The 14,047-nt window shown below is 36.6% G+C and carries 13 protein-coding genes and 1 tRNA gene; 4 read left to right on the top strand and 10 right to left on the bottom strand.

The genetic code is table 11. The features are described from left to right. Window positions 1–262: 262 nt before the first annotated feature. The 3 genes from HF969_RS05975 (at window position 263) to HF969_RS05965 (ending at window position 4,324) form a co-directional block, all read left to right on the top strand. Entirely contained in the window at window positions 263–1,840 is a 1,578-nt protein-coding gene (locus HF969_RS05975) for an AbgT family transporter (RefSeq protein ID WP_090289741.1), read from the top strand. A gap of 172 nt (window positions 1,841–2,012) precedes the next feature. Continuing rightward, window positions 2,013–3,569: an ABC transporter substrate-binding protein/permease gene (locus tag HF969_RS05970; protein WP_090289742.1), complete on the top strand. Its 1,557-nt coding sequence runs from the start codon at window positions 2,013–2,015 to the stop codon at window positions 3,567–3,569. 20 nt (window positions 3,570–3,589) lie between these two features. Then, window positions 3,590–4,324, top strand: coding sequence for an amino acid ABC transporter ATP-binding protein (locus HF969_RS05965; RefSeq protein ID WP_090289743.1), 735 nt, complete (start codon window positions 3,590–3,592; stop codon window positions 4,322–4,324). A 72-nt stretch (window positions 4,325–4,396) separates the two neighbouring features. Here HF969_RS05965 and pcp read toward each other — a convergent pair whose 3' ends face one another. The 10 genes from pcp to HF969_RS05915 all read right to left on the bottom strand — a co-directional run bounded on the left by pcp (window position 4,397) and on the right by HF969_RS05915 (window position 13,052). Beyond that, window positions 4,397–5,044 (bottom strand): pyroglutamyl-peptidase I, encoded by a 648-nt coding sequence (gene pcp / locus HF969_RS05960; RefSeq protein ID WP_090289744.1) that lies wholly within the window; start codon window positions 5,042–5,044, stop codon window positions 4,397–4,399. Window positions 5,045–5,076: 32 nt separating this feature from the next. Then, window positions 5,077–6,042: a DUF979 domain-containing protein gene (locus HF969_RS05955; protein WP_090289745.1), complete on the bottom strand. Its 966-nt coding sequence runs from the start codon at window positions 6,040–6,042 to the stop codon at window positions 5,077–5,079. After that, window positions 6,042–6,725, bottom strand: a complete 684-nt coding sequence (locus HF969_RS05950; protein ID WP_090289746.1) for a DUF969 domain-containing protein — start codon at window positions 6,723–6,725, stop codon at window positions 6,042–6,044. Before HF969_RS05950 ends, HF969_RS05955 begins: the two co-directional genes overlap by 1 nt. A 148-nt stretch (window positions 6,726–6,873) precedes the next feature. After that, entirely contained in the window at window positions 6,874–8,052 is a 1,179-nt protein-coding gene (locus HF969_RS05945; protein WP_090289747.1) for a zinc ribbon domain-containing protein, read from the bottom strand. Window positions 8,053–8,145: 93 nt separating this feature from the next. Continuing rightward, window positions 8,146–9,414: a transcription termination factor Rho gene (gene rho, locus HF969_RS05940; RefSeq protein WP_090289748.1), complete on the bottom strand. Its 1,269-nt coding sequence runs from the start codon at window positions 9,412–9,414 to the stop codon at window positions 8,146–8,148. Window positions 9,415–9,428: 14 nt separating this feature from the next. After that, the gene (gene murA, locus HF969_RS05935; RefSeq protein WP_090289749.1) at window positions 9,429–10,697 is read right to left on the bottom strand and encodes a UDP-N-acetylglucosamine 1-carboxyvinyltransferase; all 1,269 of its coding nucleotides are present in this window, start codon (window positions 10,695–10,697) and stop codon (window positions 9,429–9,431) included. A gap of 26 nt (window positions 10,698–10,723) precedes the next feature. Continuing rightward, window positions 10,724–11,575 carry a hypothetical protein gene (locus tag HF969_RS05930; protein WP_090289750.1) on the bottom strand — a complete coding sequence of 284 codons (852 nt, stop codon included), beginning with the start codon at window positions 11,573–11,575 and terminating at the stop codon, window positions 10,724–10,726. A gap of 243 nt (window positions 11,576–11,818) precedes the next feature. Next, window positions 11,819–12,484 (bottom strand): DNA-directed RNA polymerase subunit delta, encoded by a 666-nt coding sequence (gene rpoE / locus HF969_RS05925; protein WP_090289751.1) that lies wholly within the window; start codon window positions 12,482–12,484, stop codon window positions 11,819–11,821. A 47-nt stretch (window positions 12,485–12,531) separates the two neighbouring features. Beyond that, complete coding sequence (locus HF969_RS05920) at window positions 12,532–12,948, bottom strand: DUF1934 family protein (protein WP_090289752.1); 417 nt, start codon at window positions 12,946–12,948, stop codon at window positions 12,532–12,534. A 31-nt stretch (window positions 12,949–12,979) separates the two neighbouring features. After that, window positions 12,980–13,052: transfer RNA gene (locus HF969_RS05915), tRNA-Arg, on the bottom strand. A 114-nt stretch (window positions 13,053–13,166) separates the two neighbouring features. On the opposite strand from HF969_RS05915, the gene HF969_RS05910 reads away from it, so the two are divergent. After that, window positions 13,167–14,027, top strand: a complete 861-nt coding sequence (locus HF969_RS05910) for a lipoate--protein ligase family protein (RefSeq protein WP_090289753.1) — start codon at window positions 13,167–13,169, stop codon at window positions 14,025–14,027. Window positions 14,028–14,047 lie beyond the last annotated feature (20 nt).

The following is a 14,047-nucleotide window of genomic DNA, read 5'->3' as shown; positions in this document are numbered from 1 at the left end:
GGATACTTCTAATCATTGGTCACTATTCTCTCTATCCGATGCAACATTTCGTCCAGTAACTTATTTTACTATTGACTTAATAAAATCTTATCAAGATTATGAGAATTTCTTATAAAAGCTATATGTGTTTGAACTTTATAGATAAATATTTATAAATCTATCTAATTTTTTAAAACCCATTGATATTATATCTCTCATCTAATAAGATTCTATGTAATAATGAACAAAAAATAATATTATATGAGGGGGTTTTTACATTATTATGAAAACAAATAATAATGGAAAAAAAAGTTTTGTACAGAGGTCGCTCGATTGGATTGAAAAAGTTGGAAACAAACTGCCACATCCGGTAGTCATCTTTATTATTTTGTCAATCATCACTATTCTAGTTTCTGAATGGGTATACCGTGCAGGCGTTTCTGTTGAGTTTTTTGATGCAAAAGCAAATGAAACAACTACTATTAATGCTATATCTCTTTTTAATAGCGAAGGATTATATTATATATTCCAATCAGCTGTTTCAAATTTCACTGGCTTTGCTCCGATGGGAACGGTGTTAGTGACCATGTTAGGTGTTGGAGTTGCTGAATGGTCCGGTCTAATTGGATCAGCATTAACTAAATTAATCCTAAAGGTTCCTAATTCATTATTAACCATGGTGATTGTTTTTGCAGGAATCATTTCAAATATTGCTTCTGATGCCGGTTATGTTGTAGTCGTACCTTTAGGGGCTATTATGTTTGCCGGCGCAAGACGCCATCCAATAGCTGGTCTTGCAGCAGCCTTTGCCGGTGTTTCTGGAGGTTTCTCGGCTAACTTAATGTTTGGACCTACTGATGCTTTGCTCAGTGGTATCACTAACGTCGCTTTGAATTCGAGTGGTAATCCTTATGAAGTTTCAATTAATGGTAACTGGTACTTCTTAATCGTATCAACATTCGTATTAACCATTGTTGGTACCTTAATCACTGAAAAAGTTGTAGAACCTCACTTGGGAGCTTACCATGGTGATTTTAATGAACATGAGGCGAGTGAACTATCCTTAAAAGAAGAAAAAGGCCTAAAAAATGCGGGGATCGCGCTTTTACTTTCATTAGTTGTGGCTTTCCTACTAATGAACCCTTGGTTCGGTCCTTTCCAAACGATTGATCCAGAAACCGGTCAAAAAACCCTTCAGCCTTTTATGAATAGTGGTTTACTCTTTATGGTTTTCTTGCTGTTTGCAGTTCCGGGCTATGTCTTCGGGAAAACAACAGGTAAAATTAAAGACTCAAATGACTTTGTTGAGTCTATGATTGAAGCCATGCGCTCAATGGCCGGATTCATTGTGATGGCTTTCTTTGCTTCTCAATTGATTGCTTACTTTTCACACTCAAATCTAGGAATTATCTTAGCTTCAAAAGGCGCTGATTTCTTACAAAACCAAAACATTTCTGGTATTCCGTTGATTCTTGCTTTTATTATATTCTCAGCTTTTATTAACCTATTTATAGGTTCCGCATCAGCAAAATGGGCGATCTTAGCACCGATTTTTGTTCCTATGTTTATAGCAATTAATTTGTCACCTGAGATGACTCAAATGGCTTACCGTGTGGCAGATTCATCAACCAATATTATTTCACCACTGATGAACTACTTTGCTATGATTCTTGTATTCATGCAACGCTATGATAAAAAGAGTGGAATCGGTACTCTTATTTCAACCATGTTGCCTTACTCGATTGCTTTCTTAATTTTCTGGTCAGTATTATTAATCATTTGGTATGCACTCAATATTCCATTAGGTCCTGGTGCACCGGTTCAAGTTTCGATGATTCAACCTCTTATCGGGTTAATGTAAGGAAGCTTTATTCTACGAATTAAACAATTAAATACTATTTTAAAAAGCAATCCCCTAAATAAATTTAGATGGGGATTGTTTTTTTATTGTTCTTGTTTCTCTGTAGATAAACTATCTAATTCATTTTTTATTTGTTAAAATAATCATATTCTGATGATTTGAGGAGAATTTAATGAAAAAGTTAATTCAATTATTATTGCCCATTGTACTATTATTAATACCTTTATTTTTCCCCAGCAATCTCCTATTAGCTAAAGAACACTATACCGTTGGTACCTCTGGTCAAACCAAACCCCTAAATTACTTTGATGATCAAAACAATTTAGTGGGGATCGAAATCGAAATTTTACAAGAAATCGACCGCCGCAATGATGACTTACAATTTGATTTTGAAATCACTGAATTTTCCTCACTCTTTGCTGGGCTGGATTCAGGCCAATTTGATTTAGTAGCCAATAATCTCGGTGAGAATCCTGAAAGGCGAGAAAAATTCTTATTTTCAATTTATCCATATATCATTACACACAATGTGTTGATCACTTCTTTAGATAGTGATAATCAACTTACAATGGAGAAGATGGGAGGAAAAACTTTTGGTGTAGTTCCCTCTTCGCCTCAATCAATTTATCTAGAAGCTTGGAACAAAGAACATCCAGAACAAGCGGTTATTATAAAATACGCAGATTCAGATCCTGCTTCTTTAATTCGTGATGTCTACAATGGCCGAATTGATGCTACCATTTATGCAACGACTTATTTAAAAGATGTCGAAGATACTTATGGTATCCAATTGAAAGCTCATCCGATAGCTAATGAAGAAGAAATCAGAATTCCTGGGTCTTATTTTATTTTCCGCAAAGATCAAGAAGCTTTGCGTCAAAAAATTGATCAAACGCTTCAAACCCTACGTCAAGATGGCACACTCAAAGCGATTTCGCAGAAATATTTAGGTCAAGATGATACAGTTCTTAATAATGAGATTATTCAACGTAACCAAACTATTGAAAATCAAAGACTCCTAGAAAAATCAGACAATCACCTCATTTCAATCGAAGCCATTGGTCTTGCTTTTCCACGTATTCTAGAAAAACTTCCGACAACCTTACTCATCACTTTAATTGCTGGACTTATAGGCCTTATTCTCGGTTTTATTCTGGCGATGATTAAACTTAAAAAGGTCAAGGGCCTAAAATGGCTCGTTAATTTCTTTGTGTCTTATATGCGTGGCACTCCTCTACTCGTCCAACTATTTCTTGCCTACTACGGCTTACCGATATTTCTCCAATGGCTTAACAAAACAATTGGTACTAATTGGGATGTGAATCAAGTTCCCGCTATTTTCTATGCCTTCTTAGCCATGGGACTCAACGAAGCGGCTTATAACTCAGAGACCATTCGTTCTGCTATTCTCTCGGTTGATCCTAAAGAAATAGAAGCGGCCTACTCTATTGGCCTTAATTCGCGACAAGCCATGCTAAGAATCATCTTGCCATCAGCAATGATCAATGCAATCCCCAACCTAGGTAATAGTCTGATTCGATTATTAAAAGGAACCTCATTAGCGTTCACGATTACGGTAATAGATATGATGGGACAAGCTAAAATTACTGCTGGGGCCAATTTGCGCTTTTTTGAAGCCTATATTGCCATTTCCCTAATATACTGGGGACTATGTATCCTATTAGAATGGACCATTGTGAAACTTGAACACCATTATCAAGTAAGTTAAACACTTAGAAAGGAATTACAATGCTAGAACTTAGACGTTGGTCAAAAGCCTACAAAAATAAACAAGCCCTTCAGGATATTCACTTAACAGTTGAGGCTGGACAAGTCCTTACTATTATAGGTCCATCAGGCTCAGGTAAATCTACTTTATTGCGAACCATTAATTTTATTGAACCTGCGGATGAAGGAACCATCCGTTTAGACCACTTAACTCTTGATGCTAAAACTGCATCCAAGGATGAAATTTTGACCTTACGCAGACAAACAGCCATGGTTTTCCAAAACTATGCTTTATTTTCTAAAAAAACAGCTCTTGAAAATGTGATGGAACATCTACTAATCGTTAAAAAACTTAATAAGGCTCAGGCCAAAGAAAGAGCGATTCCTTATTTGCAACAAGTAGGTATGGAAAACTATCTTAATGCCTATCCTCATCAATTATCAGGCGGACAACAACAAAGGATAGGCATTGCGAGAGCATTGGCTATCGAGCCGAAAGTCATTTTATTGGATGAGCCAACTTCTGCTTTAGACCCTGAATTAGTTGGTGGTATTTTAGATCTTATTCAAAAGATTGCCCACCGCGAAATGGCCTTAATACTTGTAACTCATGAAATGAAATTTGCCGAACATGTTTCTGATAAGGTTATGTTTTTAGATCATGGCATTATCCTAGAAGAAGGAAGTAGCCAAGATATCTTTCTAAATCCACAACACAAACGAACAAAAGCTTTTATCGATAGCATTGATAAATAAAAACAAGCCAGTAGGGGAGATATTATCCCGTTACTGGCTTGCTTTTTTCTTTAATTACTATCTGCTCTTCTTCTAATGGGTTGTTCCTCCAATTACTTTAAGATCCTCTTTTTCATGGTATTCAACAATCGCTTCGATGGCTTTTTCAATTCCTTTTGCAATATCGCTTAAGGACATGGAAGGCATATTCGGCTTATCAACAACTTGCTGGGTCATAAAGGGAATATGCATAAAACCTGCTTTTGTTTGAGGCATTTCCTGTGCCACAAAATAAAGTGATTGATACATAATATGGTTGCAGACAAAGGTTCCAGCTGTATTGGAGACGCTCGCAGGCAGGCCTGCTTTACGAATGGCTTCCACCATTGCTTTGACTGGTAAAGTAGCAAAATAGGCTGGTTCTCCATCCTCTTGAATCGAAGTATCAATGGGTTGATTCCCTTCATTGTCCGGAATTCGCGCATCATCTTGATTAATTGCCACTCGTTCAGGTGTTAACTCTGCACGTCCTCCTGCTTGACCTATATTTAAGATGACATCCGGTTTCACCTCTAAAGCTTTTTGACGAACAACTTCCGCTGATTTGTGAAAAACAGTTGGAATTTCTAACTTTATTATCTCTGCACCAGCAATTTCATCTGGTAACAATCTTACGGCTTCAATCGCTGGATTAATAGCTTCTCCTCCAAAAGGATCAAAGCCAGTTACTAATATTTTCATTATAATCCTCCTTTGATACTATTAGTTTACTACTAGAAAGCTAAGAAATACATTAATGCAATATGAACTACAATTAATATGACAGCAACAGGAATTTGTTGTTTAATGACGCCATATTCATTTTTCATTTGTAATAAGGCGGCTGGCAAAGCATTAAAGTTTCCAGCCATCGGGGTCATTAGTGTTCCACAATAACCTGCCGTCATAGCTAACGCTCCCGCAATAAAAGGATTAGCTCCCAGTGCAAAAACAAATGGCATCCCGATACCGGCAGTAATAACCGTGAAGGCCGCAAAAGCATTTCCCATAATCATGGTGAAAATAACCATACCTAAAACATATGCTACTACTCCAAAGAAGCGACTATCAGCCGGTACGACTCCACCGATTAATGAAGCAATGACATCTCCAACACCAGCAGCAGCAAAGACTGCCCCTAAAGCCGCTAATAATTGAGGTAAAATACCCGTCGTTGAAACTTGCTGAACCATTCGGTTATTTTCGCTTAGAAACTCGCTAGGTTTAGCTTTTGTTACGATAAGTACAATAATTGAAGCGAGGATAGCACCAATACCTATGCCTAGCACATTAAAACTTTTAAGGGAGTTCCCTAAAATTAAGGCAACAACCCCCAAAGTTAAAACGGGAATAAAAATTTTGTTGCCAATTTTTTCAGACCGTGCTTCCGCCTTTTCCTGATCAACAACTGGCAAAGTTCCAATTTTAACTTGCTTAAAGAGTGATAATAAGCCCATGATACAGATAATGATTCCAATTATCATCGGGGGAATAAACTGCCCCCCCAAAAAAGTAATTCCCGATAAACCCCAAAACAAGGCAGTGCCGAAACGGTTAGGATTAGTTTGATCTCTATAAGAACATATTGCGGTATGAAGTAATTGTAAACCAATAAGTATAAAGGTAATTTCTAATAAAGTCGGTACATAAGGTTCAAGTGACGCATTTAAATTATCTAAAAATTTTCCTACTAATTGCATTACTTTACTCCCCCTTTATAGTGACGTCTGATCTTAACATCTAGCAATAAGTTGTATCCTGTCACTACAATTAAAGCAATGACTGCGATTGGCCATGAAGCGACAGCGACGGTTGCCGTTGTTCCTTCATAACCTAACTCCTGTAAAGTTCCAGCAATCAGCAGAACGCCTGCTGATCCGATGAAAGTATTTTGTCCGAAGAAGTTACCGAAGTTTTCATTAGCGGCCGCGCGCCCCTTAATTATTTCTGTCTCTTGTTCATTAAGGTCTTCCCCAACCTTTAATTTAGTAGCTGCTTCTCCCATTGGATAGATCAAAGGACGAACAAACTGGGGATGTCCTCCTAAACGAATTGAGAAGAAACCTGCGATTATCCGAATAAGCATGTATAAAGAATATAGCCATCCGGTGGTTAGGCCCTTTAATTTTCCGATCAGTTTAACTGCTTGTTGTTTCAAACCATAAGCTTCTGATAAACCAATCATTGGTAAAGATAAGAAGAACAAAGATACTACCCTCTGTTTGGTATACGTGTCTCCCAAGATGGTAAAGAATTCAGTTAAAGAAATCCCTGAAACGAGTGCGGTAGCTAACCCGGCCAAGATAACCGTTGCTAATGTGTCTAGTTTAAAGTAAAATCCGAGTACAATAATTATAATTCCAATTAATTTAATCCATTCCATAAAAAACCTCCTATGTTTTTTTAGGTTCTAATTGTATCATAAAATTTAATCTATAACAAATTTACTTTTATGTTATATATTTGCCGTGTGAATTTTTATGTCTGAAAAAAACTTCAATAAAAAGAAGACTCAAAATTGAGCCTTCTTTTTATTGCAGTTCTGCTTGTTGAATTTGTGCTTTAACGGTCTGATCATTCGAATAATCTAAAGAAACTTTAGTGTTATTTATCAATTTAACCGGTATTTTTTCAGTTGTGATTAATTGACCATTATAAATAGCTTTAAAACTAACATCAAATATTTGACCGGCAAATCCGGATAATTTTATTCGTTTCTGGGAATAATCCTGTCCGTCAATATTAAAGGAAACTACTTCAAAAGGAAGATCGGGGCGAATACCTAATAACGCTTCATCCACTATCAAGTCATTAGTCACAGGAACTAAAGAAAGTTGGTGTCTAAGATCTTTCAACTGATGATAATCTAAATCGAGCCAAACTTCCTCTTTTTTCCCCTGATGGCTATACTGAACCATGATGCTTTGAATCCGGGGCTCAATGTAAATTCCCTCATTCGAATTGATAGTCTGTTCTACTTGTTGTTCCCCCAAGATTTTCAAGTCACGGTATTCATTAGAAAGAGACATTTGAACAGGCAAAGCATGCAGATCGACCACATACTTAGGAAAAATTAACAGAAAACTACCCGATCTTTCCACTTTTGCAATTTCAATCCCTTGCCACTTTAGGCCCTCTGACAGATCGCCCTCTTCTAATAAAGTACGAAAATCAATCTCAGCTTCTTGATAATGATCAATTGTTCGTTTTATATCTAAATCTGACCATGGCTCTTTAGTAAGAGGTGTCTTGACCACAGCTGCCGCTTTTAAATAATCGCCATTTTTAATCCCCTTGGTGAATTGTTCCTCAACCGCTTCTTTTGAATAATTCAATCGATAAACCATTAAAAGACTAATAAGACTTAAGAGAATGAGGCTAAATCCAAATATATTTTTCCACGTCAACCACTTACTTAAGATGCTAGTGGAATGATCAGTACGCTTGCTCTGTTGGAAATCGTCATCTTTCTTTGAATCTTCTACCTTGACCGTTTCTCTTTCCTCATCTTGTGAATGGTAAAGAGACATTCGACTTTGGTCAATAATTTCGTTACTCTGATCATATTGAACTTTTTCTATCTCCGATACTACGTTTTGAGGTTCAATTAATTCACTTCCTTCAGAATCATCAACATATAGAGGAAAGCCACAATCTGAACAATATCTAGCATCCAATCGATTGTCATGCCCACAATTCAAACATTTCATATGTATTCTCCTTCTTACTATATTCAACCATATCTATAAGAAATACATGTTCTTCTCAAAAAAGAACCCTCACTTAGTAAGGGTATTTCCTATTTATTTACTTGAAAGTTTGGATAACTGTGCAAAAAAATCTTGATTATTGTCCGTCTGTCGCATTAATTGAATTAATTGTTCGGTATATTCTAAGCCGTTTGAGGTCATAAGATTGCGCAAATCCCATATTTGATTTAAGTAATCTTCTTGAATTAATAAGTCTTCTTTTCGAGTTGAAGATTTTTTTATATCTATTGCTGGGAAAATACGTCTCTGACCTAGTTCCCTTGATAAATGCAACTCCATGTTACCAGTCCCTTTAAACTCCTCATAGATAATGTCATCCATTCTTGATCCAGTATCAACTAAAGCAGTTGCTAAAATTGTTAATGAACCCCCATTTTCAATATTTCGAGCAGAACCAAAAAAGCGTTTTGGGAAATAAAAAGCAGCAGGATCGAATCCTCCACTAAGGGTTCTACCACTTGGTCGCACTACCAGATTATAGGCTCTAGCTAAGCGTGTAATTGAATCTAATAAGATTACTACATCTTGCCCATCTTCTACCAGGCGGCGCGCATGAGAAAGTAATAAATCAGCTAAACGCACATGATTTTGAGGCTTTTGATCAAATGTTGATGAAACTACCTCTGCTTTTACTGATCGTTCTATGTCTGTTACCTCTTCAGGCCGTTCATCAATTAAAAGAATAAATAATTTGCTGTCTGGAGAATTGGTGGCTATCCCTCGAGCGATTTCTTTAATAATCGTTGTCTTTCCTGCCTTAGGAGGTGCTACTATCAGTCCCCTCTGACCAAACCCAATCGGGGCAATTACATCGATCATCCGATTAGAGATCACGTTTTGTTTATATTCTAATTTTATCTGGCGGTCTGGATAGATAGGTGTTAAACTTACAAACGCATCTCGATTAATTGTTTCTTCTGGTTCTCGTCCATTGACGCTTGAAATTTGCATTAAACCATAATAACGTTCTGAATCTTTAGGTGGGCGCGCAGGACCTCCTACTCGATCGCCATTTCTTAAGGAAAAACGACGGATTTGCGAGTCAGAAATATAAACGTCTTCTCTACTCGGTGAAAAATTAATAGGACGGATAAAAGCAAGCCCATTTTCTTCATTAGGTATATCCAAGATTCCTTCCACTTGAAAGAAACCTTGCTTTTCTTTTTGTGTTCGCATCACTGCCAAAGCAAGTTCTTTTTTTGATAACTGACTAAAGTCAGGAATTTTTAATTCTCTAGCATAGGCATACAGGTCTTTTACTTCTTTGTTTAATAAATTTTCTAAGGAAAATGCATCACTCACTAGGTATGTCCTTTCTATTCTTGCTCATCGTCTTCAATCATCTGAATATCAGCACCAACCTCCTGTAACTTTTCAACGATATTAGAATAACCTCTTAAGATATTATCAACACCTGTTATTTCAGTCACACCATCAGCCATTAAACCTGCTATAACAAGACAAGCTCCGGCTCTTAAGTCACTTGCACGTACAGGAGCTCCCGTTAAATCAGCTGGGCCTTCAACGCGAATAATATCACCATCTACTTTAATATTAGCTCCCATCCGATTTAATTCAGGTATATGCTTAACCCTTTGCGGGTAGATAGTATCAGTAATTGTACCTTTACCGGAGGCTTTAATTAGAACTGGCGTTAAGGGTTGTTGTAAGTCAGTAGCAAACCCAGGATAGGGTTGTGTCTTTAATGAAACCATCTTCAAATCATCCGAGCGATGGACAAGAATACTATCTTCTCCAATTTCCATTTTCGCTCCCATCTCGTTTAACTTAGCGATGAAACTTTCAATATGTTCAAAAATAACATTATTAATTTTTATTTCATTTCCCATGGCCACTGCTACTGAAATGTAAGTGCCCGCTTCGATTCGGTCGGGTATGATGGTATGAGTGGTTCCTTCTAGTCGATCTACTCCCTCAATTCGAATCACAGAGGTTCCCGCTCCACGAATTTTTGCTCCCATCTTATTCAAGAGAGTTACTAAATCGATAATTTCTGGTTCACGAGCAGCATTCTCGATAATCGTTTTCCCCTTTGCTCTTACAGAAGCTAAAATTGTATTAATCGTCGCTCCAACAGAAACCACGTCCATATAGATCCGATTACCATTAAGTCCTTCGGGCGTTGACAGAGTTATTACCCCATACTCATCTTCCACCACCGCACCTAAAGCCCGAAAAGCTTTAACATGTTGATCAATGGGGCGAGGTCCTAAGAAGCATCCACCCGGCAAACCAATTACTCCTTCACCAAATTTCGAAAGGGTAGCTCCCATAAAGTAATATGAAGCTCGTAAACTTTGGATTTTCCCTGTAGGCATTGGGATCGATTGCATCTGAGAAGGGTCTATCTTCAATATATTATTTTCAAAAGAAGTCTTAACGTGGAATTCATCCAAAATCTCAAGTAAAGAATGAACATCTTGAATATCTGGGACACCTTCTAAGACAACCTCCGAGTCGGCTAAAATCGCTGCTGGAATCAAGGCGACTGTAGAATTTTTTGCTCCATTAATATTAATTTCTCCATTCAGCGCTTTACCCCCGCGGATGATCAGTTTTTTCATAAACAATGACTCCTTTTTTATCAAATTTATTCTTCTTTCATCATTTTCGTATAAATTGTTAGCAATTCTTCTTCAATGGCTGCTTGGATATGAGATAAACCTTGCCATTGCTTGGGATCATTTAGTCCGGCAGCATTTATCAAATTAATAATTTGTTGATGAATTCCTTTGGCATCCATATTAATACGATGCATTAACCACTCATCGTCAACATAAATTAATTCATGGGCGACAATATTTCTGGCGTATTTTTCAATATGACGCATTTGGGTCGCTAAATTTAAAATAGTTGGGTTTTTCACATAATCATGCACTAATTTTAATAAGTGACTAGAAGATACATAATGCGAATAATTAAAATATTGCCCGTAGTATCGGTTCCAAGTTTTTTTAATTTTACTATTCTTGTCCGATTCTATTAACGCTTCATTCCATTGTAAACCACGATAAATGGGTGTTTCATTCTCAGTTTCCTTCATCACTTCAACCAAATAGCGATCAAGATCCGGAAAAACTGTGGCTTCCAGTACTAATCTTAATACATCCACTAATAAAGGAGTGATCGCTCTCAAGTAATCATCATATTCTTTCATTTCTAATTTTATAGCTAAGCTTTGTGCATAAGAATAGACACGCCGCTCTAGTAGATTAGGCTTGGTAAGATATTCCATATCGACTTTTCCAGACAAATCTTCAATCGTTTTCAAATCGGTATGAACATAAGCATGTCCTAAATGGAGTAGTGTAATCAGACGCTGACTCCTCCATGAAGGGTGATCTTCAATAAAGGATAAAATGGCTTGATAATGCTGATGAACAAGTAGCTGTTTAAGCAACATGAAATTTGTCTGGTTGTCCTGACTACTATTCTGTGACAATGATTCCACATCCTAATTTCTTATAATATAGGCGTATTTTATCATATTAACCCATAAGTTTCGAATGAATCAATAAATTGTTACCTAATCGTGACATCCGCAACTTGAATGAACTTCATAAAAAGAGTTTTTAAAGTAACTTCCTAGAATAAAAAGAGAAGACCTATCTATACTGACAGATAAGTCTTCATCTCTCTATTTTAGAAATTCTAAGGGAAGTCATGCTGATATTTTAACTTGACTTTATTCTTCTATATCCTCGTCTTCTTCTATATCCTCATCTATTTCTTTCAGATCTTCATCCTCATCCTCGTCTTCTTCATCTTCTTCAAAATCTCCCTCTTCATCGAGATCAATTTCATCTTCTCCTAATTCAGATAAATCTGCTTTATATTCATTTAGCTCTTCATCTTCATCTGGTTCATCTTCTTCAACATCTGCCACTAAAATTTCAATTGGATCGTCATCTTCGTCTTCTTCAACTTCATCATCTTCGTCATAGACATAGCCGTCATCGCTATCTTCTGGATCATCGTCGTTATAATCAATCATATCTTCTTCATTATCAGCAAAGGCATTTACTTTTCCAGACTTCTTCTTACGACGTTTTGGTGCTTCTTCTTCAGAAGAAGTAATAATCTCTTCGTCAATTTCGTCAACTGCATACCAAGATCTTAATCCCCATCGATTATCTCCAACAGAAATAAAGCGACCATCTATATTTAAATCTGTATAGAAACGGATCATTTTCGCTTCAAGCATCTCTTCTGGAAGCTCTAAATAATTTTGAATCTCTAAAAGCAGTTGTGTGAAGTCGACAGCATCACCTTTTTCTTCAAGAATGGCATAAGCTACTTCGATTAACGATAATTCCTCTTTAAGTTGACCTTCAAATTTTTTTAATTCCATTATTATCCTCCTTAAACTTCGCTACTCTTTAAATTCTATATTTTTTATCATGAAATTTTTAAATGAAAGAAATAATCACCAAGTGGTTGATTATTCATTCGCATTTGATAAGAAATTTCTAAAACTTTACCGACTGATGATTCTTCATACTCAATCCTTTGAGTTATTATATCGAAAACTAATATTCCATACTCACTTTGATACCTTGTAATAGTGGGATGATGTAAACTAAAAATCAAAGTCTGCTGCCCTTGGACAACTTTTACTTGCTTAATACTCGCCGATTCAGGAGGTTGCCACTTTACTTCAACCTTTTTCCCCAATTGATCTTGATAAATAATTTTTTGATAAGTGGAAAGACTCAATGCATGCCCTTGACAGGAATGCTCCCAACAATCTGAATGATCATTTTCAGCATATTTTACTTTTTGTTCGACATAAACATCAACTACTTGTTTTTCCATCTTTCTCCTCTCATCCTTATGTCGTCTCTAATACACCAGGACGGACTCGAACCATCATCTTTCGCTTAGGAGGCGAGTGCTCTATCCAGCTGAGCTACTGGTGCGCTATCGAATATAAACATTCATAATTAAAGCTTTCATGTTATTATAAAACAAAATTTGCTATAATCAAAGTGTTAATAGCCTTTACAATTTAACAATTCAAGGAGTATTCGTCAATGACCGATTCTAATATGCTATCGATTCTTTCGCAACATAATTGGTTAGTTTTTCAAGAACAGGGCAATCCATTGAAAGATCAACGGGATGTCGCCCTAGCATACCAAGACTGCTTCCTAAGATATCTTTTACTAAAAAACAATCAACTATCAAACGAAAAATTATATGGAATTTTTCATTTTTATCCTATTTTTGTCCCCAGTGTTTTTTTAGGAGCAAAAGACAAGCTCTTGCCAAATCTTACTCAAGGTGTTAGTTTCCTTAAGGACTCTGACTATCAAGTATCGGTAAGACCACATGGAGGGCTAGGTGTTGTTGAGGATGCTGGTATTCTTAATTTTGCAATCGTTACTGATAATCGCTCTGTTAACTTGTCGATTGATCAAGCCTTCAACTTTTCTATTGCTGTTATTCAAGCTAGTCTAAAGCGATATGGTTTGACTATTGAAGCTTATGAGATACCAAACTCCTATTGTCCTGGTAAATATGACATTGTGATTAATCAGAAAAAAGTAGGAGGTATCGCACAACGGCGCTATAAAGACTCTGTCACTACAGCTGCTTATATTGGGGTCAACGGCAACCAGTTTGCCCGGGGACAGTTAATGAAAAATTTCTATTCAATTGCTCAGGCAGACCATCGTTTTCCCCTTGTCGATCCTTCCTCTATGTCAACACTTTCTGAAATGCTTGATCAGGATTTAACTCTAGCGGATTATCAAAAAGACTTCCTCGATTATCTAAATAAAGTAACTCATCTCGAGCAAGGAGATTACCAAGATACTGAATTAGAAGCCATCTATCACCCTCAATTTGAAAAAGCTTATCTACGCAGTCAAAAGATTCAACCTCTTTCCTAGAGATTCTTAAAGGAGTGAAA

It is taken from the genome of Facklamia miroungae (genome assembly GCF_012396555.1).
Taxonomy (GTDB): Bacteria; Bacillota; Bacilli; order Lactobacillales; family Aerococcaceae; genus Facklamia; species Facklamia miroungae.
The sequence above is the reverse complement of the archived record's forward strand: the minus strand, read 5'-3'. Positions and strand labels throughout refer to the sequence as shown.

Coding starts and splice junctions, on each gene's coding strand:
- HF969_RS05975 (WP_090289741.1), top strand. CDS start 263: ATGAAAACAAATAATAATGGAAAAAAAAGTTTTGTACAGAGGTCGCTC.
- HF969_RS05970 (WP_090289742.1), top strand. CDS start 2,013: ATGAAAAAGTTAATTCAATTATTATTGCCCATTGTACTATTATTAATA.
- HF969_RS05965 (WP_090289743.1), top strand. CDS start 3,590: ATGCTAGAACTTAGACGTTGGTCAAAAGCCTACAAAAATAAACAAGCC.
- pcp (WP_090289744.1), bottom strand. CDS start 5,044: ATGAAAATATTAGTAACTGGCTTTGATCCTTTTGGAGGAGAAGCTATT.
- HF969_RS05955 (WP_090289745.1), bottom strand. CDS start 6,042: ATGCAATTAGTAGGAAAATTTTTAGATAATTTAAATGCGTCACTTGAA.
- HF969_RS05950 (WP_090289746.1), bottom strand. CDS start 6,725: ATGGAATGGATTAAATTAATTGGAATTATAATTATTGTACTCGGATTT.
- HF969_RS05945 (WP_090289747.1), bottom strand. CDS start 8,052: ATGAAATGTTTGAATTGTGGGCATGACAATCGATTGGATGCTAGATAT.
- murA (WP_090289749.1), bottom strand. CDS start 10,697: ATGAAAAAACTGATCATCCGCGGGGGTAAAGCGCTGAATGGAGAAATT.
- rpoE (WP_090289751.1), bottom strand. CDS start 12,484: ATGGAATTAAAAAAATTTGAAGGTCAACTTAAAGAGGAATTATCGTTA.
- HF969_RS05920 (WP_090289752.1), bottom strand. CDS start 12,948: ATGGAAAAACAAGTAGTTGATGTTTATGTCGAACAAAAAGTAAAATAT.
- HF969_RS05910 (WP_090289753.1), top strand. CDS start 13,167: ATGACCGATTCTAATATGCTATCGATTCTTTCGCAACATAATTGGTTA.